Origin of the sequence: Desulfobulbus oligotrophicus, from assembly GCF_016446285.1 — a bacterium.
GTDB lineage: Bacteria > Desulfobacterota > Desulfobulbia > Desulfobulbales > Desulfobulbaceae > Desulfobulbus > Desulfobulbus oligotrophicus.
On the sequence record NZ_CP054140.1, the window covers coordinates 931,607 to 954,586 of the forward strand.

Sequence of the window (22,980 nt, forward strand, 5' to 3'; positions counted from 1 at the left end):
TCATTTGAAGACCACCGCCGGCTCAAGTTGCATCACCTTGCGCACGCTGATCAATGCCGCCAGCAGCACGATGACAGCGACCGCAATGGCGCTGCCAAGCAGTAATTGCCAGTTGAGCGTCATGGTCAGACCGGTGCCTCCGCGGGTTATGGCGGCGACGAGACTGGTGATGCCTGCTCCGAAACCAAAACCGATAAAACCCACCAGCAAGGCCTGGACAAAGATCATCCCCTGCAACATCCGATCAGAGGCTCCCATTGCCTTGAACACCGCGAAGTAGCGAAGATTGTCGAGGGTGAAGTTGTAGAAAATCTGACCTGTGACCGCAGCGCCGACAATAAAGCCGATCACGACCACAAAGCCGAAGTTGGTGAGAATCGAGGTGTTTTTGCGAACATAGTTGAGCGTCATTCTTTTGAATTCGCGGGCGGTCCGGGCAGCCATTCCTGTGTCCCGGCTGATACGTTCAGCAACAGCAGGCACGGTTTCGTCTGGTTTTATTTTGACAAGGATATAGGAGAGCATTTTGCGTTCGGAAAACGCATAGGTCTTGGCCCGGGTATAGGTCGTGTAGATAATCGGTTGCGACCCGAACGTGGCGGTCGCCCTGGCGATACCCACCACCACCGCACGTTTATCATTGATCTCAAGCATATCACCGACCTTAAGCGGTATCGGCCTGCCATCGGGCGTGGCCGGAGGTTTGGCTAATCTGCCCCTGGCACCGGCCTCATCTATGATCACACTGTCCGGCAGACGAAGATCGGCCAGACGTCCTTCAAGAATGACGGCAGGTCCGCCGATCAGCGTGGCATCGTCCAATCCCAGCATGTTGGAGGTAACCAGCTGGCCGTTGCTCATGCGCACCCGCGTATTTCCTTTGTACAGGGGCACAGCCCATTCAACGCCTTTTACACCGCGTACCCGGTACAGTTGCGTATCAAGCATTGGCTGTGAATCATCAATAAATCTGACCATGGGGTCCATAACCCAGATGTCGGGAAGCGCCACATCCGTGATAAAACTGTAGGTCCTGGCAAAGATTGAGATCAGAATACCGGGCTGTTGGATCATCAGTATCGAGGCGAGCGCGATACCGGTGATAATGCCGATATATTTCCCCCGGTCGCCGAGGAGCATTTTGAGAGCAATGCTGAGCATGGTTGTTTGTATAAAAGGCTTATGGTGTACTGCAATCGGATGCAGCGATCTGCAACGCACAGCGAAGTTGATAAAAGCATCGCCCGGGAGAGTTCTTGCGCGGAGCATCGTCGATATTAAGTGGATGCAATGGTAGCAGATGTGCGGGAAAATCGCAGCACTCTTCAGCAGGGTTGATGGAGTACCTTGTTTTTTTGCGGCAGAACTTTACGTATAGCCGGCTCTTTTATTCGTGATGGGCTGATACACGAGAAAAAATAAACCGGGATGCTGTCAGCTCCGGTATGATCCCGGCTGCCGGGAACGGCAGCTCATCTCCATGGAGCGGAAAGAGACGCTGTCAGGTGGATATGGTTGTTTGTTCCGGATGTCGGCGATGATTGCAGGTGTCAACAGGGGGATAGAACCACCGGCTGATCCGTCCATCGGCATCTTTACCGACGCGTATAAAGTATATTTTCAGATCGCAGATGTCACGTCTTAAGGATGCGGGAGAGCAGCACCGTCAACTCTCCCGCAGGATGGCTCATATGTGCAATTTCGTTGAATATTTTGATGCTGGACCATGGCAGACAGCTTTTGATCGATCCCATGCCATTGATCGGACAAAGTGTCACCAGCTCCAGACCTTGCCGAGCTTGATTTCGATGCGGACGTCATCGGACGCGGTCGGGATGTCGTAATCTCGAATCACGGGGAAAAAGGCCCCGAGTCCCAGCCACATGTTCCACTGCGGCATACAGAAGTTCATGGTCGGACCGACATACATCTCCGTGTATCCGTTACGCATATCAACACCGTTTCGTTCCCACTCCCTGCTTTTTTCCAGGGTGAACTCAAGGCCGACATCAAAGTTTTGTGTAAAGACATAGTGGTAGCTGCCGGTCATGGTGATGGTCGTATCCTTGCGCACGCCCTGGTTGCCGGTTTCCGTGGGCTGAACAAAACCAAGGTCCCAGTCAATACGGTGCGTAGGGTGCCATACCTTGGTGATGCCAACCTTGGCATTGTAGGACCAGACGTCGCCTCCCGGAGGATGCTCAGATCCGTCTTGGCCAGTGGGCATATTCACCCCCAGAGCAAGCCCGAGGCTGAACGGGTCGCCCAGTCGTTGTGACAGCGGTGTATAGGTGCCGGCCAGGGCAAAGTCGGTCACTCCTTCAATCCGATCGGCCTTGGCTCCGCCGTACGCATCCCGGTGTGTGCTGACATACCCCGGTACAAAGGCCAATTCAAACCTATCCGTCACGCCGTAGCGCAACTTGAGCAGATACAGCTGCTGTTCCAGGAGTCGAGCGCCCAGGCCCGCATCATCAACGACTTTGTCCTTGTCACGGTAGGAAAAGTTGAGGGCGGTGAGCAGCATGCCCTTGGGCACAATTGCTCCACCACTGATGGCCGAGTTAACCGGTGTACCGCTCGGCCCCCCCATCTTCTCTGTTGTTGGTTGTGCTGCCTGAGCTTTTTTTTCCGCGGCGCAGACGGGCGTAATCATCAGACAGGCAGTCAACACCCCGCTGATGAGCGGTGTATACATCCTTTTGTACATCATGTATCCCTCCCTTGAAGTGCTGAGAAATCGATTTAATCCGGTGGGCAGCATGCCACCCGTCCACTGTATAAACCAGAGAGCACGTCTTCTGGGAACTCGGATATTTACGAGGTTTGCCAGGTAATTGTACCAGGCGGAGGGAGATGATCGTTAAAAGAGCTTGTATACCGCTGTACTTACCAGGGCAGCGGATCATTGAGATGAAAAAATCCGCCGGTGGGTCCGTCCGCCGGCAGCATGGCCAGCTGTACCGCTGTTCGGGCTCCCTCAACCACACTGATGAGGCCGTTCGGGTTGAGGTCTGTGATCACATCTCCCGGATGAGCGGCATTCACCTTGATGGCTGTGTCTTTGAGCGCGTGAGCCAGGTGCACGGTAAAGGCGTTGACAGCGGTCTTGCTGGCATTATAGGCCAGCGGCTTGAGATTCTCGAGGCCGGAATCCGGGGTGGAGTGCAGGGTCAGGGAGGCGAGGATACTGGACTGATTGACAATACGTCCTGCCGGAGCTGTTCGCAGAAGCGGTAGAAGCTGCTGGGTCAGGGCGATCAGGTTGAAGAAGTTAACTGCAAAGGTTTCCTGTATCAGGGTAACCGGTACATCCGCTGCTGTATAGGCCCAATCATTGGCAATACCGGCGTTGTTGACCAGGATGTCAAGCTGGCCATGGGTTGTGGCGATCCAGTCGTGCAGTCGGCTGAACGAGGTCACATCGTTCATGTCAACATGAACAGCATGAACGTCAAGTTTTTTGCTCTGCAGTTGCCGGGCAGCTGTACAACCATGCTCGATGTCGCGGGCACCCAGCAACACAGTGCAGCCGAGCCCGGCAAGCTGGCGGCAGATCTCAAAGCCGATGCCCCTGTTGGCACCGGTCACCAGGACGATTTTTTGTGAACCCATAGTGTACTCCTTGATTGATTGGGCCGGACCAGAACAAGAAAACAACAGGAGTTGCGGCTGTTACTTGATGGCGTGTTCCACAGCAAAGCGCATCAGTTCCGCTGAATTTTTCAGTCCTAAAGATTCCATCATACTGTACTTGTGAAATTCGACTGTCCGGGCAGATATACCAAGCACAGCCGCAGCCTCTTTGACGGAAAGACCTTCGGCGATCAGTTGCAACACCTCGCGCTGTCGCGCCGTTAATCGGGCAAGACCGTCAGGTTGTTCACCCTGAGGACGATTCCGCTGATAGTTGAGCAGTTCTCCGGCCAGCATGGGCGTGATGTAGGTCCGTCCTTTCAGAGCGTTGTCGATGGCGGTTAACAGTTCGGAAGAGGCGGAGTGTTTGAGCACGTAGCCGGAGGCACCGGCCTCAAAGGCGCTGGCCGCATAGGCAACGTCAAGGTGCATGGTGAGAAAAACGACTGCGAGTTCCGGATTTTTTTTCTTGAGCTGTCGGACGGCTTCAATGCCGTTTAAAAGCGGCATTGATATGTCTGCCACCACCACATCCGGAACCAGCCTGTCTGCAGCCTCAAGCAGGGCGCGTCCATCTTCGACAATGCCCACCAGCTGGTAAGCGGGCTCCAGGAGACCTCGGAGACCTTCAGCCACCAGGCGATGATCGTCAGCCAGGAGCAGGCGCGGTTTTTTCATGATCCCTCCTCGGCAGCGGGATCGAGAGATGAATAGTTGTTCCCTGACCCGGTGCGGATTGAATGGTGAACTCTCCCTGGGCATGCTGCACCCGTTCACGCATGCTTGCCAGGCCGATTCCCGGGGTATGGCGGGCACAGCCGGGATCAAACCCGGTGCCGTCATCCTCGATGGTGGCCAGCAGGTGATTGGCTGTACACCGTACAAAAACATCGGCTCGATGGGCGCGAGCATGTTTGGCAATGTTGCGTAAACCTTCCTGGACGACCCGATAGGCACACAGTGCCGTATCCAGGGGGATATCGTCGGGCAGGGTATCAATATGACTGGTTACAGAAATTGCTTCTCGATCGGAAAAGTTAAGACAGAGTGATCGTATGGCCCGTTCCAGGCCGAGATCCTTCAGAATCGCCGGATGCAGCTCCCTTGAGAGGGCATGAATATCATCGGAGAGGTTGATCAGTTGCCCCTTGAGATGACTGATCTGGTTTTTCAATGGGGCATCCAGGCCGGCGGATTGCAGCTCCAGGGTCCCTGTTTCGATGGCCATGGCTGCCAGGCGCTGGGCATAGTCGTCGTGGAATTCCCGCGACAGCCGGCTCAGCTCTTCTTCTTGCGAGGAGATGAGGCGTCCGGCAAGGTTTTTCAGCGCCTTTTGACTGTCACAGAGGGCTGCCTGCGCCTTTTTACGTTGACGAAGATTGAACACCAGGCCGATGATCAGAATTGACTGGACAGCCAGCACAAGAAGAACGCCGATGATGTAGTGCCTGTACAGTTCCCACATCGTGGCTTCCCGAAAGAGTATGGTGCTGTTGGGGGGCAGAAGACTTTCATCAATGGCATGGCGTTGCAGCTGTTGCCAGTCATAGAGACTGACCCAGGTGTCGGCACCGAGATCGGTCGGGTTGTGTACGGCTTGGCCTCGGAGCAGGGTGAGGGCCGTCTCGGCAGCCTTTTTTCCCTGCAGGCGCAGAGAGATCAGCGGCCCGCCAATGATACCGTGTCCGATAAAAGATTCGTACGGTCCGAATATAGGGACCTCGGTATGGGCGGCAATGGCTTGCAGGACCGCCTTGGGAATAAAGTGACGGTCGTTCGCGTCGACAAACATTGTGGAAAAGAGCAGGGCAGAATCCGGTGGCAGCTGTTCACACTTTTCCAGAATCTGTCCCAGGGAATAGTTGGTGAGGTCAATGAGCCGCCTGTCGCCTGCAATGGTGGTGAACGCCTGCCGCAAGGCCTCAGCGCGCATTTGGTCGTTTTCATACACCCCGGAAACTAAGTATACCTCTTTGGTTGCCGGTTTGAACTGCTCGATGGAACGGACGAGCATGCGAAGAGCATCAGCGGGCTCAAAGATGCTGGTCACCCGGCTGTTCAGCGATGAGGTCTTGATGCGCTCGCGAAGTGTCTCGGGAATGGAGCAGAGGAGAATGGGTGTGACTGGAAAAAGATCGTCATGCTCCATCAGAAAGGTTGCAGCAGGTGTGTCGACGCCGATGACCAGATCAATAGGACTGTTACCGTATCGCTGACGCAGCAGATCGGACAGGGCTTTATCGTGCTCTTTGTCGCGAAAGCGAGAGAGCTCCAGGTATTCCGAAGACAGGTGCAGGGGCAGTCTTTTTTCGCCGGCCAGCCCCTCACTGATCCCCTGTTCCACCTGTTTGGTGGCGGGAAAGTCACGGGCAGTGGAGTAGAGGATAACGACCCGTTTCTCAGTGCGGTCACTGAAGAGCGGTTCCGCTGCCCTTACCTGGTCCGGTCCGGCGAGCAGAAAAGACGCCGGATACAGACAGGACAGGAACAGGAGAATAGGCAGGGCGGTAGGATTTATTCGCTTGGCAGCCGTCATGGCTTCCTCATTATACATGACTGCAGATTGTGTTGGCTGGTACTGTACCGCATAGTGGTGGAGACTGAAATGAGAAAATAGCAAGAGCGGGACGATGACGCGTGTTGACGATGGTGTCGTCAGGAGATGCGGCGGTGTCAGTGCAGCATCTTCTACGATTGACTGCGCCGGCCGGGGATTGGCTGTGTTCAGATCCCAGGCCGGCAGGCAGAGAGGCGGGGCTGTTTATTCGATCTCTTCCAGGCTTTTACCACCGGTACGTCTGCCCCAGATGAGCAGCGGGATAACCGGCAGGAAGAAGAGAATACCCACGGCGGTGAAGATTCCCGTAAATCCGTAGGCTCCGTGAATCATGGGAATGAAGAACTGTGAACCGGATACGGAGAGCCGGGCCAGTCCATTGTGGAAACCGGTGGCAGTATTTCGCATGCGGGTCGGATAGCTCTCTGCTGTGTAGGAGAAGAGCAGAAAACTCAGTGCCATGTTGAAGACCGTGACCAGGAAACCGGCAATGGTCAGCATGGTCAACGATTTCATGCCACCAAAGGTGAAGGCGGTGATCGAGGCAAAGACGATCAGAATGGCAAGTGGTATTTTACGTCCCCCCTTGTCGGCAACCACCGAGTTAAGAAAACAGCCCAGCGGTACACCGATACTGATAATGGTCATGGCGGTCAGGGTGTCTTTCACTGAAAAACCAAGCATCTTGAGGAGTTGTGGTGTCCAGTTGGCCACCAGGAAGCCGGCTGGTACAGTGGTGACAAAGATAAAGATAAGTAACAGGGTACGGCCGATATACTTGCGGGTAAACATGCCGATGAGCACGTCCATGAAGGCAATTTTCGGCGGGACTTTTTTTGCGGCTTCGGAAAGATCGATGTCTTTGCCGGTCATATAGGTGACCACCTCCTCAGCCTCCTTGATACGACCGTGGGCCACCAGCCAGCGAGGTGACTCCTTAAGATATCTGAGTCCGAGCAGGAAGGGGACAAGGCCAAGGCCACCGGCGTAAAAAATCCACCGCCACGCCTCCTCAGCCATGGGGACGACCATTCGGCAGGCAAGGGCAACAAAGGGGACAGCGCAAAAGCCGATGGCAGCCACCCGTCCCTGCCACATGCCACGGCTTTCGCAGGGCGCCATCTCAGCAATGTAGGCCTGGGAGGTGACCATCATGCAGAACACACCGAAACCGGTCAACGCCCGGAACAGGGTGAAGATAACGAAGCTGTCGGTGAATCCGGTGATCACCGAACTCACTGAAAAGACGACGATGGAGATGAGGAAGGTCGGTCGTCGACCGATAAGATCTGAGATAACGCCGCCCAGAAAACCACCGGAGGTCATACCGATGAAGTACCAGAACATAATGGTGGCGATGTCTGTTGGTTTCAATCCCCAGGACTGCGACAGGGCCGGGGCCAGAAAGCCGAAGTTCCAGTTGTCGAACTGTTCAAAGAAATAGGCTGCCATGATGATGAAAAACAGCAGGGCGTGAATACCACGGACCGGGATACCGTCAAAGTAGTTGTTGACAAACCGCCCGGTTTCGCCGGACTTGTCACCCAGGTGACAGGCGGTGTTGTCGTTGAGTTCGTATTGCATGGTTGCTCCTCGCTATGGGGGTCGAATTTGTGGCTGGTACCGAAGTTTTGGTTCGTTTTATGTATCAGGTATTAAAAGAGAAAACAGTCTGACCAGCAACTCGCAAACTTACGAGGTTTGTCACTTTCCTTTACCAGGTGTGGTACAGATACAGACTATGATCTGTAACTGATGCGATCTGGTGCAGCACAAAAAAACCCCTGCCACACTTCAAGGGTGGCAGGGGTACACGATCGAATCAGAAGAACAGTAAACCCTGGTCTTACGGGCAAAGGATCGTTACGCCGGTCTGGTACTTCTTCTCGTTGATGATCAGTTTGATATGGAATATGCCCTGCAGTCCCAGTTTGCTGATATGGATCTTGACGTCACGGTCGTCATCCGACAGGAAAGCGCCGGAGCACATGGCCAGATGTAACACAGCGGCGGTGTTGATAAAGTAATTATGGCTCTCTTTCTCGTTTTCAAGACAGAGCATGGCCAGAGTGCCCTTTTCAAATTTGCCGTGGAAGACAAAGCGGTCTTCATCTTCTTCAATAAGGATTTCGTGGAAGCTCGGCGGCAGTTCATGTACCTCTTCTGCATCGGGTACAGTGTCGAACTCTTCGGTCACCTCCAGGCTACCGATCAGTTTACCTTCTCCAAAGACCAGATTGTCGCCGTCGTGGTAGAACGGCAGTTTCTCAGCCCGGTAAAAGTTACCCTCGGTCTCCAGCTCGTAGAGCACAACACCGTCTTTTTCCTCAACAGTGATCGAACGAAGTTCAACGTTCGGGTCCTGCATGTCAAGAAAAGCACCTAAAGATTTACTGGCATAGCCATTTTCACGGCCGATACCACCGGAGTGGGTCATGTAATGGCCTTCGCCGTAGTACTCGACGTTGCAGATGTAGGGGCTGAAGAACTCCGGGCCACGTTCCTTACCGTACTGCCAGACCTGTTCGATCTCCATCTTGTCGGTATCGATGCGGTAGCGCACACCTCGGGAGAAGTTGTCTTTATTTTCAATATATTTTTCTTTGACCTTGGCACGGTACTGGCCGTTGTCAAAACACATCACATCACCGTTCGGACAGACCACACAGGCATGCTGTTCATACTGCCAGTCGAACTTGGACAGATCGCCCACGGGTGTAAAAAAATATTTGTCAACCAGATCCTGCGGCCAGCCTTCCGGGTCACCGATGATCCAGTTGAGCTCGCCGGTGTCATAATCAATGTTGATAACGGCATCCTGATGCCGGCCGGACAGGGTCAGGCTGTGGGTGGGTTTATCGTACCAGACAGCGTTGTTGTGGAACCAGTCGTGAGCATCCTGTGAACCGGACCCGCCGACATCCATGGGCAGGACCTTGCGATAGTCCCAGGTCTTAAGGATGTCCCCGGTGTTGCGGTCGATGAGCACACACATATCTTCTACAGTATCGCGGCTGAAATCCTGGGTTAGTGCCAGGAGATTACCATCTTCCATCTCAAAATGGTCGTGGTGGTAGTTGCCCGGCATGCGATATTCTTTATAGATCTTTCCCAGCAGGTTGATCTCGATCATGCCGGTGGAGTTATAGGGCATGTGGCAAAAACGGCTGGATCCGGTGACAATGTTCCCGTTTTTCATCCGCTTGATGTCGAACATGGTATTTTCCGTGAGTAACCAACGGATGTCACCCTTGTAGTCATAGGCAGTGGGCAGGTTTTTACCGGCCGGGGTGAGAAACATGATGTTGTCGCCCAGGTAGTCGGGTGAGGTCTGGATGTTGAGGCAACGACAGATATCCTCCGGGAGCTTGCCGGTCTGGATAGTGACCGTGGTGCTGTTGCCGTCGGGCAGGGTGACGGTCACTCTGTTGGCAAAGTCCTCGTAGAGACCGAGTACCGGCAGGGCATGTTCGGTTGCGGCTTTGAAGGTGTGGGTGATGTTCTCCCGCTCGTACCGTTTGCCGTGGATGGTAAGGGTCGGGGCCACGGCATTTGGTGTGGTGAACATGATCAGGGCACACAGGGGATTGATGAGGTAGGGGTTGACCACGACCTTGGGTTGTTCAAAGGTGGGTTTTTCCGCCTTAAAGGCATCGAGGAAGGCCTTTTCAGCTCGGTTTTGGCGGGTAATGAGGTGTTCCTGGCTGGTGTAACGGATTCGGGTTGTCATGGTATGCTCCTTGTCAGGCGATCGCTTCGATCGCTTTAATGATAACGGGTTTTTGTTTCAGACCTTCCAGGCGGCTGACCTCTTTGCCGTCCTTGAAGAACAGCATGGTGGGGAAGCCCTTGACACCAAGACGTTCTTTCAGTTCCCGGTTCTCGTCGAAGTCGATGATATAGATGGGAAAGTCGGGGTTTTGCTTGGCAATGTCCTTGAGGACAAAGGACAGCATCTTGCACGGTCCGCAGGTCTTGGAATAAAACTCGATCAACATGGGGACATTGTGATCAAGGGACTCATAGTCTTTTTCAGTTATTTCGGTAATCATAATTGGTTACTCCTTGATAAAAGAGACGGCTCTTACTGTTTGAGAGATTCAACATAGGCAGCGGCGCTGTTCGCTGCCACGGCCCCGTCTGAACAGGCGGTGACAATCTGCCTGAGATGCTTGACCGTGATGTCGCCTGCTCCGAAGATACCGGGAACAGAGGTGCGCATCCGGCTGTCGGCCTCAATACAACCGGTGCGGTCGACAATGCCGAGCTTGGCAAAGGCTTCGGATGATGCTGAAAAACCGATGTATTCAAAGACACCGTCGCAGGTGACGTACCGTTCGGTGGCGTCTTCTTTGGTTGATTTAAAGCGCACACCGGTTATGCGGTCGGTACCGGTAAATTCTAAGACTTCCTGGTACGGATAGATGGTGACATTGGGCATCTTCCGCAGCTGGTCGCAGGCCTTTGGATCAGCGGTCAGGTCGAACATGGTGACAATCGTCAGCTTGGTGCAGATGCCGGCGAGATAAATGGACTCCTCAACCGCCGAGTTGCCACCGCCGATGACCACCACCTCTTTGTCACGATACTGGGCGCCATCGCATATTGCACACCAGCTGATACCGTTGGCCGCCCACTCTTCTTCTCCGGGAACGCCGAGGCGTCGCGGTACAGTACCGGTGGCGAGAATCACTGCCCGGGCCTGATATACGGCGTCGTCCTCTTCGCAGGTAATGGTTTTTAAAGAATCGCTGTTACTGATATCGATGACGGTTTTGTAATCAAATTCCACGCCAAGTTCCTGGGTGTGTTCAAACATCTTAATAGCCAGGTCGGCACCGCTCAGTTTACCGGCACCGGTGTAGTTTTCGATTTCATTGGTGTTGACCATTTGCCCGCCGGGCGACAACCGGTCGAGCAACAATACTTTCATATTGGCGCGAACGGCATAAATGGCTGCGGTCATACCGGCCGGACCAGCTCCAACGATGACGATGTCATAAATGTTTTCCATGATTATATCTCCCTGGCGCCCCGGGTTATCAAGGTTGGCGGAGCATGCTATGAGTGAAATGTGGTGCGTGTGCACTGTCCTGTCCAGTGGAACCGGGTGTGACCTGTTGTGGTTGCTGAGCCTTCTCCTGGATGTCTGATGACAGATTGTTCCTCTTCAAGCCGATGGTGCCAGTTAAAGAAAAAAAGATCATTCAGACAACTCGCAAAACTACGAGGTTTTGCTTTTTCTTTTTCCAGGGAACTGGTGGGCAGAGCAGGAAAAACACCAGAGACCGGCAGTGAATTGCCAGTATTCAGGAAGGTTTCCTGTTGGATATCGCAATGCTGTCAATGGAGAAGAGGCGGAAAGGACGTAGAGAGGTACCGGATTTTAATATACTTCTAAATACGTGTAGTCTGTGTGGATGCAAGATGATACAGCATGGTTGCCTGTGTTGTTTTAGAAACAGACACTGTTGCCTTTCCTCATGAAATGGTTAATAGTAGCTCGTGATATTGTATAGATACTCTAATCGTTAAGGAGAAAGCAGTTATGCAGACGCAGGTTGGTACCCACGAAATTACTTTGGCGAAGGCCCGGCAGCAGGCTTCGACTATCTTTCTGGCAAAAGTGTTTAACTGGATGGCTGCCGGTTTGGCCGTTACCGGTGTTATCGCCTATTTTGTTGCCCAGTCCGGCCTGGTGGCTTCCCTGATTGCCAGTCCCATCTTCTTTATACTGGTCCTGGCTGAGCTTGGTATGGTTTTTTATCTTTCCGCCCGTATCGAGAAAATTCAACCGGGAACCGCCACCGGCCTTTTTGTCACCTATTCGGCCCTTAACGGCGTGACTTTATCGACTATTTTTCTTGCCTACACCCATGCCTCCATTGCCGCCACCTTTTTAGTCACTGCGGGTATGTTTGCGGCAATGGCTGTTTTCGGTCTGGTCACGAAACGCGACCTTTCCGGAATGGGCTCATTTATGTTCATGGGGCTGATCGGCCTTATCCTGGCTTCAATCGTGAACATCTTTTTGAAAAGCACTGCTGTGTACTGGGCAATTTCAGCGATTGGTGTTTTGGTTTTTGTTGGGCTGACCGCTTATGATGTCCAGAAAATTAAACAGATCGGTGAACAGGGTATTATGGAACAGGGCGAGGCAGCTATCCGTAAAGGAGCCATTATCGGTGCCCTGGCTCTTTACCTCGACTTTATCAATCTTTTTCTTATGCTGCTCCGTTTTTTCGGCGGTAGCCGTGATTAACTAACGCCTTTTCTCCAAAGAGGTGAGCAGGGGGAGCGATGATACCGATCCCCCTGTTTTTACTTCTTGAGAAGTAAAACGGATACCCTTTTTCTGCTTGACGCTCATCAGTAAATATTATAGAATTTTTCAATTTTATTGTTCCTGACCAGGTGTGGTCCGGATGGAAAGAGAAACGTACGTATTGTATGTGTCACTGAACAAGTATTGGGAGGTTTTACGCTATGTCTGTTTATGTTATTGGTCACAAAAGTCCGGATACCGATTCTGTCACCGCTGCTATTGCCTATGCTGCATTGATGAAGGCAAAAGGCGAGGATTATGTTCCCGCTGTCTCTGGTAAGTTGAATCCTGAATCCGAGATGGTACTTAAGCAGTTCGGTTTTGCCACACCCGAACTTCTGACCGATGCCACCGGCAAGAAGATTGCCCTTGTCGATCACAGCGATCTTACCCAGGCTCCCGATAACCTGAATGCCGGTGAAGTTGTCGCTGTTGTTGATCATCACAAGATCGGTGATGTGACCACAAACCAGCCGATTTTCTTTTTCAATATGCCGGTTGGCTGCACCGGTACAGTCCTTAAGATTCTCTATGATATGGAAGGTGTCAAAGTTGAGCCGAAGGTTGCAGGATTGATGCTGGCCGCCATCTTAAGCGATACCGTTAACTTCAAGTCCCCAACCACCACCGACGCTGACAAGAAGGCTGTTAAAGAACTGGCAGCCATTGCCGGCGTGACTGACACCGAGGGTCTGTTCATGGAGATGCTGAAGGCAAAGAGCGCTGTTGCCGGAGTACCTGCCATGGATCTGCTCCACCGTGATTACAAGGATTTTGATATGAACGGCAAGAAGGTTGGTGTGGGACAGCTTGAACTTGCCACCCTTGATCAGGTTGCTGATATGCGTGATGCCCTTTACAATGCCATGAAAGAGCAGAAGGGGACAGAACGTCACTCGGTTTTGCTCATGCTGACCGATGTGGTGAAAGAGGGGACTGATCTGATGGTCATTTCCGATGATCCGGCTTTGATAGAAGGTGCTTTTGGTGACAAACTGGACGGCGTTTCAATGTGGATCGATGGTATGATGAGTCGTAAAAAGCAGACTGTTCCCAACCTGCAAAAGGCTTTTGGCTGCTAAGTATATTTTTTGTTCAGTGTGTAAAAAAAGCCGCCTTTCCAGGCGGCTTTTTTTATGCGTTTTTTTATATGGATTCACTACTTTCTCTCATTACCGCAGAGGAGTTTTTCGGTGAATGCATCTGCCGTTTGCTGCGCCTCTTGCAGTAAGGCCTCAATGTTAAGATCGCTGACCAAAGACTGTCGAATCGGCAGGAAGCGATTGCTGTAGGTGGAGGCTGCCTGTTGTGCCCCCTTCTGGTCTAATGGAATCGGCAGCTCGGTCCATGCGCCGCGGTGTTGCCAATCAATATCAAGCACACCAAGATATTTACCACGGATATCTGTTTGTATAAGAAGCGCATTGTTGACCGGTATCGGGTTCATATTACCGATGGCATGACCGGTCTGCAGGATTACATCTATCGAGCTGAAGGCACGCGCGATTTCCAGATTTTCACTGTAGGGGTAGTTCGACAACAACAGCACGAAATCCGTGTCCTTCTCTGCCGTCGCAACACTTGCCGGTAATGTTGCCCGCCAATCCTGGACAATAAAATCACGCCCGGTATTTTGAAAAGCAGTGTGATCGGTAACAGCCAGAATGGCTATTTTGACACGACCGGCCTGGCGGTGGAGTATGGGTGTAAACAGGGGCTTGAGCGAAGTCGGGTCAACAAGATTTGCCGACAGCCAGTTGAAAGCCGGCGGTTTGTGCAACTGCTGCAGCCATTCCATCCCTGCGGCCAGGTCCAGTGAGCCGATGCCGGCAAAGGTTGCCCCCATCTTTTGAGTGGCGGCAAGGACGCCTGCACTGGTCGCCAGTTCTGCTTTTTGAGCGTCTGCTGCATCCAGGTGATCGGTGGGGAAAAGAAGGTTGCCGCCGGTGACCACCAGGTTTGGCTGCTGACCATCTCGTTGCAACTCTTGAATCAGGGAAGCTTTTTTGGACAGACCGCCCAATCTGCTCTTGCCTCAACCGCTCCCGTCCACATTGCCGAGGTTGTCGTTACTGTACAGGAGGCGGAAGTCGGCACCTTCAACCCGGCTCGCCAGGACGGCAACCAGGAGGATGAACAAAAAACAGCCAAGGTGTTTCACTTTATACTGCTGGTGGAGTCTGTGTATGTTGTTGACGTTTTTCAAGAATCTGTTTCCATTTAGTGAGTCGGTCTTTAATGACGGCCTCATAGCCGCGGGTGGTCGGTTCGTAGTAGGTGGTGCCGGTGAGTTCCGGGGGTAGGTGTTCCTGAAAGACTATGCCGTCACGATGATCATGGGCGTACTGGTACCCCCGGCCGTAACCAAACTCCCGCATGAGTGCGGTCGGTGCATTGCGCAGGTGAAGAGGAACCGGCAGGGATCCGGTACGCTGGATATCCTTCTGGACGCTTTTGGTGCACAGGTAGACGGCATTGCTCTTGGGTGCGGTTGCCAGATAGATGGTTGCCTGCATCAGGGCCAGTTCACCTTCAGGGGTGCCCAGCAGATGGTAGGCCTCCCGGCAGTCGAGTGCAACGCGCAGAGCCTGGGGGTCGGCGTTACCGATGTCTTCAGAGGCAAAGCGGATCATTCGCCGGGCAAGATAAAGGGGATCTTCACCGCTGGCAAGCATCCGGCCCAGCCAGTAGACCGCCCCGTCGGGATCACTGTCACGCATGCTCTTGTGGAGGGCGGAGATCAGATTGTAGTGTTCTTCTCCCTTGGCATCGTAGCGGAGTGTTTTCTGCTGGAGTGTTGTAGCTATGGTTGTCGAAGAGATGGTGGGGGTGTCTGAAGACACCGAGTCCTCCTGGTCTTTGGCCTCCACGGTAAGCCTGGCGGCTGTTTCCAGATAGTTCAGGGCGCGGCGGCCGTCACCGTCTGCAGCCCTGCAGAGCAGGTGTAGCGCTGCTTCGTCAATACCCAGATGATACGAGCCCAGTCCATGTTCTGTGTCGGTCAGGGCACGTTGCACCATCTGCTCTATATCGTGGGGAGTAAGCGGATGGAGGGGGAGAACCTGGCAGCGGGAGAGAAGGGGTGCCGTGATTTCAAAAGACGGATTTTCAGTGGTTGCTCCGATCAAAGTCAGCAGGCCGCTTTCCACATGCGGGAGGAAGGCATCTTGTTGACTTTTATTGAATCGATGAATTTCATCGACAAAGAGAATCGTTGGTTTGTCGGTTTGCTCACGAAGCTCCTGAGCATCTTTGACGATTTGCCGTATCTCCTTGACCCCGGAAAGGACGGCGGAGAAAAAGACAAAATGGGCGGAGATCGTGTGGGCAAGAAGAGTGGCCAGCGTTGTTTTCCCGGAACCGGGCGGCCCCCAGAGGATCAGTGACGGTATGGCCCCGCTGTCAATGAGCTGACAGAGAAGCTTGCCTTCTCCGACCAGGTGTTCCTGACCGATGAAGTTCTTGAGACTTTTGGGACGCATCCGTTCGGCAAGCGGACGCTGGTGCGATGTAGGGACTGTCATGACAAAATCATACACGAGTCTGATGAAAAAATACAGGCGTGAGAAGCGGCAGGTTTCATTTCCGTTCTCTTTCTTGTCGAGTTTTTATCCGGATGGTACTATGAACAGACAGGTTGATTAACTTTATTCGTATGGGCGTTTTGCATGTGCGCAGCTGCCATTCTTTTTGCAACAGATGATGTCCAGGCCACAACAATCGCATCGGCGCTTCCGTGGCTTGAAATTATCCGTTGTCGAAATGCGGAAGCAGGCCAGGAACTTTGCACAGGCTATAAAGTCTGCCTGGCCCTCATTGTAACCGATCATCCCGATGATGAGGGATATCAGTTTTTTGCCAGGTTGTGCACATTACAACCTGGTGTTGCCGGCGTTCTGTTTACCAGCACCGTTGACTTTGATCTGGTGCGTGGGGCTCTGGAAGCCGGCTTTTCCGGTCTGGTGAAACTGCCGATCAACACCGCACAGGCTGAACAGGTGGTGCGCCAGGCTCTGGAGCGTCATCACCTGCAACAGGAGAACATCCGTTTACGGACACTGCTGCCTCTGTACAGACTTGGTGAACAGTTTGCTGCAGCATCGAGTGAGAACGAGATTTTGGAACACCTGCTTGACGCTGTCAGTGTACAAACCGGGGCAAGCCGTATTTCAGTCATGCTCTTTCAGCCCAACGAGGGGTACCTTCGCATTGCCGCTTCCCGGGGTATGGAGAGTGCCCTGGTGGAAGCAATTCAGCAGTTACCGGGTGAACAGATTGCCGGCTGGGTGTTCCAGCAGGGGAAGCCGGTGATCCTGAATAAGGAGGACCAGACCGCCTCTCTTTTTGCACCGCTGTTGCAACAGCCGGACGTTGTTTCCGCCATTTCCTATCCATTGAAGATCAGAGACCGGAATATTGGTGTCCTCAATATCAGTCAAAAAGAAACAGATGACCGGTTTTCCGAGGCGGATAACGAGATGCTGGCCATACTCTGCAGTCAGACGGCGGTGGCCATTGAAAATCTGCGCGGGTCCATGCAGCTGGCTGCAACCACGCGTCTCCGGACCCTGTTTGAACAGTATGTGGCACCTGAGGTGGCGGAGCTGTTGCTTAAAGAACCGGCGAATTTAACGGAAGTCGGAGATATCAAACAGGTAACCATCCTGTTTGCCGATATTCGTAACTTCACGCGTCTGGTGCAACACGTTGACTTGCAGCCGTTGCGGCAGTTTCTCAACGAATTTTTTCAGTTTTTCACAGAAGAGGTGTTCCGGTATCAGGGCACTATTGACAAGTTCATGGGTGATGCGGTCCTGGCTGTTTTTGGCGCACCGGTCCAACTGGAAGCTCCGAGTCTTGCCGCTGCTCATGCCGCCTTGGCGATTAAAGAACGTTTCACTGTTTTCCGGGATCAGTGGATCAGCAGAAGCCCTGCTTTTCAACCGGTTGATTTAGGAATTGCCATCACCAGCGGTACCGTGTTCTTCGGGAACATCGGTTCAGCTCGACGCCTTGATTATACGGTGATCGGTAACGAGGTCAATATTGCACAACGGTTGGCTGCCAAGGCATGGGCAAGCAGGGTGTATGTCACCGAATCGGTGCTGAGAGAGATCGGCGATTATTTTGCTGTTGAAGATGTGGGCGAAATTGCGCTGCGCGGAGTAGAGAAAAAAGTTCAGACCTTTAGTCTGATAGGAAAAAAGACTGAAAATACCATGCCCTAAAGTTGGGGGAGCGTTGTTCTCTCATGTTTTGCAGTGAAGCTTCCACCAGGAGGCGCGTTGTTCCTGATCCGCACCAAGTGCTTCCTGTACCTCATGTATGTGATCTAGGCGTACCTCAGCGGTGAACTGTACTCCCATCCTGAAGGCTCTGACCTCCTGCTGCTGAAAAGGTTTCAACCAGACCGGATGAGCCGTAAAGACCAGTGAATCATCTGCGCTAATATTCGTAAAGCCAAGGCCGATCGCCACCCCATCCGTGTTCCGGGTTGTATGGAATATATGAAACCCGTTGACCAGGACCTGGGTCATCAGGAGGCAGGCTCCATGGTCGGAGATATCGATGATCCTTCCTGAAAACGGACCGGCTATCACCTTGTGACTTACAAGATGCAGGGCATGGATTTCAAGGGGAAAAAAATCGACAACACGTTCGGATTTTCGTCGTTCGATCGTCATAGTGCCGCTTTGCTCCTCAAGAGTGAACAGGAGTGAAAAAAGTACAATCTCCGTGTATGGTGATCTGCCCATAGTATATAGTGCAGATTGTGAAGATTGAAGATGCTTTTTTATTTTACCCGGTAACCGCGACCAGCGCCTGGATACGGCTTGGTCTTTGTTACAGCTTTACAGGGAGTAGGACATGAAACCTGTCCGACGGGAGCTGCTGCGCTCCCACTGTTTTATCGATGGCCAGTGGATAGAGGCAAAAAACGGCAAGAGGATGACCGTCATAGATCCGGCATCCGGTGCGGTCGTCGGCTCGGTGCCGGCGCTGGGGCGAGAGGAGACGGCAAGCGCCATCACTGCCGCCCATCGGGCCTGGCCTGCCTGGAAGAGTTTGACGGCAAAGGATCGCTCCCGCCTCCTGCGTCGCTGGTATGAGCTGGTCATTTTGCATCAGCACGATCTTGCCCGGATCATGACCATGGAACAGGGAAAGCCCCTTGCCGAGGCGGAGGAGGAGATCCTTTACGGCGCAAACTACCTGGAATGGTATGCTGAGGAGGCTAAGCGTGTGTATGGTGATACCATTCCCATGGCGCAACAGGGGAAGAGGATCATTGTTCTGAAAGAGCCTGTGGGGGTATGCGGTGCCATTACTCCCTGGAACTTTCCCTCCTCCATGGTGACCCGTAAAGCAGCTCCGGCCCTGGCAGCGGGATGTCCGGTTGTGGTTAAGCCCGCTGGGCAGACGCCGTTTTCCGCCCTGGCGCTGGCATTTCTGGCTGAAGAGGCCGGCATCCCGGCAGGGATTTTTAATGTGATTACCGGCCCGGCCCAGGAGATCGGCGCGGAAATGACCGCCAATCCCCTGGTACGAAAGCTCAGTTTTACCGGATCGACCGCTGTGGGAAAGCTGCTGATGCGTGATTGTGCCGCCTCGGTGAAAAAGATATCCCTGGAGCTGGGCGGACATGCTCCTTTTATCGTTTTTGATGATGCCGATCTGGACGAGGCCGTCAGGGGGGCAATGGCCTCAAAATATCGAAATTCCGGGCAAACCTGTGTGTGTGCGAACCGGTTTTTTATTCAGGAAAAGGTGTATGAAGAGTTTGCAGCCAAGCTTGTGGCTGCCGTACAAAGACTGCGCGTGGGCAGCGGCTTTGAAAAAGACGTGCAGCAGGGACCGTTGATTGACCTGCAGGCAGTGACAAAGGTGGAAGAGCAGGTACAGGATGCACTGGCCAAAGGGGCTCGGATCGCCTGTGGTGGCGAACGTGTGAAGTCGGGCGGGTTCTTTTTCGAACCAACGGTGTTGCTGGATGCGACTCCGGACATGCTGATAGCCCGTGAGGAGACTTTTGGGCCGGTGGCGCCGCTGTTTGTTTTTACTGATGACAGGTGCGCTGTTGAGCTCGCCAACAGGACACCTTACGGCCTTGCAGCGTACTTTTACAGTCGCGATATCGGTCGTATCTGGCGGACCGCCGAAGCCCTGGAATACGGTATGGTGGGTGTGAACACCGGACGGATGTCGTCAGAGGCCGCACCCTTTGGTGGTGTGAAGGAGTCTGGAATCGGGCGGGAAGGTTCAAAGTACGGCATTGAAGAGTATCTGGAGCTGAAGTATCTCTGCCTGGGCGGTCTGAGACAATAGCGCGGAAGGTGCGGAGCAGGTCAGATGCTTTCTTTTTTAAGGTCCCTGCTGTCGACAAAGGCGTAGGCACTGTGGTTGTGGATGGATTCAAAGCTCTCAACCCCGACGGAAAACCAACCGATATCAGCATGGGCCATCACCTGCTGGGCAATCTTTCGTGCCACATCCTCGACAAACATGGGGTGAGTATAGGCCTGCTCAGTCACATATTTTTCGTCCGGTCGTTTCAGCAGCGCATAGACTTCGGAAGAGCCGCAGGATTCCGCCATGGCAATCAGATCTTCCAGCCAGATCAGGGCCAATGGCTGGACTGAAAGGGTAATGGTTGCCCGCTGGTTATGCGCTCCAAACGAACTGATCTCTTTGGAGCAGGGACAGAGGGTGGTCACCGGTGCGGCGATTGTAAGCAGAGGTTCGCCGGTATCTTCCGAAGAGGCGCTGAAGGCGCACTGATACTCCATGAGACTGGGGGTACCGCTGACCGGCGCAGTCTTGGCAATGAAATAAGGAAACCGCATTGAAAGCCGTGCCTCTTGCGCCTGCAACTGTTCACGGACTTGGGTCAGGAGCGCAGGGAAATTACCGGTGTGAATGTCAGGGAGGCACCGGGTGAGCAGTTTTGTCATGACATCGACACACGATTCGATCTGGTCCTGCGGCATGCGGGCGACCAGGCTGATTGCGGCCACCGTATCCTGAACATCGCCCCCTTTTTGGGGAATACGGACAGGGCAGGTAAAATTGTTGATTCCGGCTGTGTGTAAGGACATGGTATGTTCAGAAAAAGTGTTAGCGCCCCCCTTACCCTATTTCATTCGGTTCGGCAACCTTCGCGCTGAGGCTGTTGGGGATAAACAGACAGAACTGTCTGTTACCGGGCAATCACCAGTGTTTTCTTTATTTGAAGGATCTACAAAATCATGGTATTTTCACAGGATAGCACAGGCCGGAAACGTTGGTGATGGAGCAGGTACGTATCGATAAATGGCTGTGGGCGGCGCGCTTTTATAAAACCCGGTCATTGGCAGCCAAAGCCGTGGGCGGGGGGCATGTCGCTGTCAATGGCAGCAGGGTGAAACCGGCACGAACGGTCCGGCCGGGTGACATGGTGCACATTCGTCAGGGCCCGTTTGCATGGGAGATTCAGGTGTTGGCCGTGAGTGAACAACGAGGCCCGGCAACTGCTGCCCGCATGCTTTACGAGGAAACGGAAGCATCACAGGTGAGACGCGAACTGGCGCGGGCTGAACGTAAGGTTTTACAGCTGCATATCCAGGCGCCTGAGCGGAAACCCGATAAACACGAACGGCGGAAGATCCGTCAATTTTTGAAAAAAGAATAGCCTCAGGACGTGAACAGACAATGAGACGAGCACAGCGGGCGCTGATCAGCCTAACAGATAAATCGGGGTGTGAGGAGTTTGCCGGGGCACTTGCCGCCATGGGCATCGCCATTCTTTCAACCGGTGGTACGGCACGCAAATTACGTGACAGCGGCATCGAGGTGACCGATGTCTCAACCTTCACCGGTTTTCCGGAGCTGCTTGATGGCCGGGTCAAAACTCTGCACCCGCTGGTGCACGGTGGTATCCTGCAGCAACGCCGCAACGAGCAGCATCAGGAGCAATGTCGGCAGCATGGTATTCAACCCATTGATATTGTTGTTGTTAACCTCTACGCCTTTGAAAATGCGGTCGCTTCTACTGACTGCACGCTTGAAGATGCTGTCGAGCATATCGATATCGGTGGGCCGGCCATGCTGCGGGCATCGGCCAAAAATTTTCAGGATGTTACGGTTGTCGTCGATCCTGCTGATTATCCTGTGGTGTTGGCTGAGTTGCAGTCTCAGGGCAATACAATGCTGCCAACAAGGTTTCGGCTGGCACGTAAGGCGTTCGCATTGACTGCAGCCTATGATACGGCCATTGCCCAATGGCTGGACAGTGTTGATCCTGTCACCAACCCGTATTTTATCGGAGCATGACCTATGCGCAAGATGGCGGTATTGCTCTCCGGGAGCGGCAGAACCCTTGACAACTTTCACAACTGCATCAAGGCCGGTACGTTATACGCGGAGATTCAGGTGGTCATAGCCAATGCTGTGGATGCACTTGGTCTGAAAAAGGCGAAACAGTACGGATATCCGGCATTTTATGCCAGGGATAACGAGGCTGCCAACCAGATTCTGGCCGGGTATGAGGTTGATCTCATTGCACTTGCCGGGTACTTGAAACTGTATACTCCGCCCGCTCATCTCAAGCGCTGTGTTCTCAACATTCATCCGGCGCTTCTTCCCTCCTTCTGCGGTGCCGGGTTTTATGGTCATCGTGTCCACGAGGCGGTTAAGGCAAGAGGGTGTACGGTCAGCGGTTGCTCAGTGCACTTTGCAAACGAGTTTTACGACCAGGGGCCCATTGTTTTGCAACGGTGTGTTGCCCTGGAGGACAGCGATACTCCCGATGATATTGCCGCACGGGTTTTTGCTGTGGAGTGCGAGGTGTATCCTGAGGCGATCAACCTTGTGGATCTTAAGGGTGTAGACTACTTTTGGAATCGGGTGGGAGCATGACAACACAGACGATCATGGTTGGCAGGGATATAGAACGCAGTCTGCATCGAATCAGTCTGGAGGTGGTTGAGCGCAACCATGGCGTTGCAGATCTTTCGATCATCGGTATCCATACCGGCGGTGTTTACCTGGCACAGCGTATCAGGCAGTACATAGAAGAACGTGAGGACGCTGTCCTGCCGTCAGGTACTCTGGATATTACCCTGTACAGGGACGACTGGAGTCTTATCTCCCAGAATCCGGTTGTCAAGAAGTCGGATATCGGTTTCTTATTGGAGGACAAGTGTGTTGTGCTTGTTGATGATGTCATCTTTACGGGAAGAACCATCCGGGCGGCCATGGATGCCATTATGGATTACGGTCGTCCACTTTCCATCCAACTGGCTGTACTGATTGATCGGGGCGGACGAGAGTTACCGATTCAACCGGATTATGTCGGTATGTCTGTCAGTGCCCTGGCAAAGGAACGGGTTGATGTTTTATTAGCTGAAAAAGACGGCGAAGATGCGGTCATTCTGACCAAACGATAAACCATCATCGGATACGTGCTGTCTGTGAAACGATGCGG

General features: G+C 53.2%; 22 protein-coding genes. 8 read left to right on the plus strand and 14 right to left on the minus strand.

Going from position 1 to position 22,980, the window contains the following annotated elements; translation table 11 throughout:
• The 9 genes from HP555_RS04295 to HP555_RS04335 all read right to left on the minus strand — a co-directional run bounded on the left by HP555_RS04295 (position 1) and on the right by HP555_RS04335 (position 11,207).
• Complete coding sequence (locus HP555_RS04295; RefSeq protein ID WP_199263960.1) at positions 1–1,161, minus strand: ABC transporter permease; 1,161 nt, start codon at positions 1,159–1,161, stop codon at positions 1–3.
• A gap of 613 nt (positions 1,162–1,774) precedes the next feature.
• Entirely contained in the window at positions 1,775–2,713 is a 939-nt protein-coding gene (locus HP555_RS04300) for a transporter (RefSeq protein ID WP_199263961.1), read from the minus strand.
• Positions 2,714–2,889: 176 nt separating this feature from the next.
• Positions 2,890–3,615 carry an SDR family oxidoreductase gene (locus HP555_RS04305; protein ID WP_199263962.1) on the minus strand — a complete coding sequence of 242 codons (726 nt, stop codon included), beginning with the start codon at positions 3,613–3,615 and terminating at the stop codon, positions 2,890–2,892.
• A 60-nt stretch (positions 3,616–3,675) separates the two neighbouring features.
• Positions 3,676–4,314 (minus strand): response regulator, encoded by a 639-nt coding sequence (locus tag HP555_RS04310; protein WP_199263963.1) that lies wholly within the window; start codon positions 4,312–4,314, stop codon positions 3,676–3,678.
• The gene (locus tag HP555_RS04315; protein WP_199263964.1) at positions 4,286–6,172 is read right to left on the minus strand and encodes a sensor histidine kinase; all 1,887 of its coding nucleotides are present in this window, start codon (positions 6,170–6,172) and stop codon (positions 4,286–4,288) included. Before HP555_RS04315 ends, HP555_RS04310 begins: the two co-directional genes overlap by 29 nt.
• A gap of 225 nt (positions 6,173–6,397) precedes the next feature.
• Positions 6,398–7,777: an MFS transporter gene (locus tag HP555_RS04320; protein ID WP_199263965.1), complete on the minus strand. Its 1,380-nt coding sequence runs from the start codon at positions 7,775–7,777 to the stop codon at positions 6,398–6,400.
• A 262-nt stretch (positions 7,778–8,039) separates the two neighbouring features.
• The gene (locus HP555_RS04325) at positions 8,040–9,923 is read right to left on the minus strand and encodes an aryl-sulfate sulfotransferase (RefSeq protein WP_199263966.1); all 1,884 of its coding nucleotides are present in this window, start codon (positions 9,921–9,923) and stop codon (positions 8,040–8,042) included.
• Positions 9,924–9,936: 13 nt separating this feature from the next.
• Positions 9,937–10,245 (minus strand): thioredoxin family protein, encoded by a 309-nt coding sequence (locus HP555_RS04330; RefSeq protein WP_199263967.1) that lies wholly within the window; start codon positions 10,243–10,245, stop codon positions 9,937–9,939.
• 32 nt (positions 10,246–10,277) lie between these two features.
• Complete coding sequence (locus HP555_RS04335; protein ID WP_199263968.1) at positions 10,278–11,207, minus strand: NAD(P)/FAD-dependent oxidoreductase; 930 nt, start codon at positions 11,205–11,207, stop codon at positions 10,278–10,280.
• Between the two features lie 534 nt (positions 11,208–11,741).
• Between HP555_RS04335 and HP555_RS04340 the strand changes: the two genes are divergently transcribed.
• Together HP555_RS04340 and HP555_RS04345 are read left to right on the plus strand one after the other, a co-directional pair.
• Positions 11,742–12,455 (plus strand): Bax inhibitor-1/YccA family protein, encoded by a 714-nt coding sequence (locus tag HP555_RS04340; RefSeq protein WP_199263969.1) that lies wholly within the window; start codon positions 11,742–11,744, stop codon positions 12,453–12,455.
• A gap of 224 nt (positions 12,456–12,679) precedes the next feature.
• Entirely contained in the window at positions 12,680–13,600 is a 921-nt protein-coding gene (locus HP555_RS04345; RefSeq protein WP_199263970.1) for a manganese-dependent inorganic pyrophosphatase, read from the plus strand.
• A gap of 77 nt (positions 13,601–13,677) precedes the next feature.
• Here the strand turns inward: HP555_RS04345 and HP555_RS04350 are convergent, their stop codons facing one another.
• From HP555_RS04350 to HP555_RS04355, 3 genes are read right to left on the minus strand one after another with little or no spacing between them, the layout of a single operon-like run.
• Positions 13,678–14,541 carry a bifunctional UDP-sugar hydrolase/5'-nucleotidase gene (locus HP555_RS04350; protein ID WP_199263971.1) on the minus strand — a complete coding sequence of 288 codons (864 nt, stop codon included), beginning with the start codon at positions 14,539–14,541 and terminating at the stop codon, positions 13,678–13,680.
• A 12-nt stretch (positions 14,542–14,553) separates the two neighbouring features.
• The gene (locus HP555_RS14190; RefSeq protein ID WP_269846857.1) at positions 14,554–14,679 is read right to left on the minus strand and encodes a hypothetical protein; all 126 of its coding nucleotides are present in this window, start codon (positions 14,677–14,679) and stop codon (positions 14,554–14,556) included.
• 1 nt (position 14,680) lies between these two features.
• Positions 14,681–16,042 carry a replication-associated recombination protein A gene (locus tag HP555_RS04355; RefSeq protein WP_199263972.1) on the minus strand — a complete coding sequence of 454 codons (1,362 nt, stop codon included), beginning with the start codon at positions 16,040–16,042 and terminating at the stop codon, positions 14,681–14,683.
• Between the two features lie 144 nt (positions 16,043–16,186).
• On the opposite strand from HP555_RS04355, the gene HP555_RS04360 reads away from it, so the two are divergent.
• Positions 16,187–17,746 (plus strand): adenylate/guanylate cyclase domain-containing protein, encoded by a 1,560-nt coding sequence (locus HP555_RS04360; protein WP_199263973.1) that lies wholly within the window; start codon positions 16,187–16,189, stop codon positions 17,744–17,746.
• A gap of 21 nt (positions 17,747–17,767) precedes the next feature.
• On the opposite strand, the gene HP555_RS04365 is transcribed toward HP555_RS04360, so the two are convergent.
• Entirely contained in the window at positions 17,768–18,202 is a 435-nt protein-coding gene (locus tag HP555_RS04365; protein WP_199263974.1) for a PilZ domain-containing protein, read from the minus strand.
• Between the two features lie 184 nt (positions 18,203–18,386).
• Here HP555_RS04365 and HP555_RS04370 point away from each other — a divergent pair, with 184 nt between their 5' ends.
• Positions 18,387–19,844: an NAD-dependent succinate-semialdehyde dehydrogenase gene (locus HP555_RS04370; protein ID WP_199263975.1), complete on the plus strand. Its 1,458-nt coding sequence runs from the start codon at positions 18,387–18,389 to the stop codon at positions 19,842–19,844.
• A 20-nt stretch (positions 19,845–19,864) separates the two neighbouring features.
• On the opposite strand, the gene HP555_RS04375 is transcribed toward HP555_RS04370, so the two are convergent.
• Positions 19,865–20,614 carry a GTP cyclohydrolase I FolE2 gene (locus HP555_RS04375; RefSeq protein WP_199263976.1) on the minus strand — a complete coding sequence of 250 codons (750 nt, stop codon included), beginning with the start codon at positions 20,612–20,614 and terminating at the stop codon, positions 19,865–19,867.
• A 191-nt stretch (positions 20,615–20,805) separates the two neighbouring features.
• Here HP555_RS04375 and HP555_RS04380 point away from each other — a divergent pair, with 191 nt between their 5' ends.
• The 4 genes from HP555_RS04380 to pyrR are packed head-to-tail and all read left to right on the plus strand — an operon-like array spanning position 20,806 to position 22,942.
• A complete protein-coding gene (locus HP555_RS04380) occupies positions 20,806–21,186 on the plus strand; it encodes an RNA-binding S4 domain-containing protein (RefSeq protein ID WP_199264478.1) in 381 nt (126 codons plus the stop codon).
• 20 nt (positions 21,187–21,206) lie between these two features.
• Positions 21,207–21,827 (plus strand): IMP cyclohydrolase, encoded by a 621-nt coding sequence (locus HP555_RS04385; protein WP_199263977.1) that lies wholly within the window; start codon positions 21,207–21,209, stop codon positions 21,825–21,827.
• 3 nt (positions 21,828–21,830) lie between these two features.
• Positions 21,831–22,412, plus strand: a complete 582-nt coding sequence (purN, locus tag HP555_RS04390; protein WP_199263978.1) for a phosphoribosylglycinamide formyltransferase — start codon at positions 21,831–21,833, stop codon at positions 22,410–22,412.
• Complete coding sequence (pyrR, locus tag HP555_RS04395) at positions 22,409–22,942, plus strand: bifunctional pyr operon transcriptional regulator/uracil phosphoribosyltransferase PyrR (RefSeq protein WP_199263979.1); 534 nt, start codon at positions 22,409–22,411, stop codon at positions 22,940–22,942. Before purN ends, pyrR begins: the two co-directional genes overlap by 4 nt.
• Positions 22,943–22,980 lie beyond the last annotated feature (38 nt).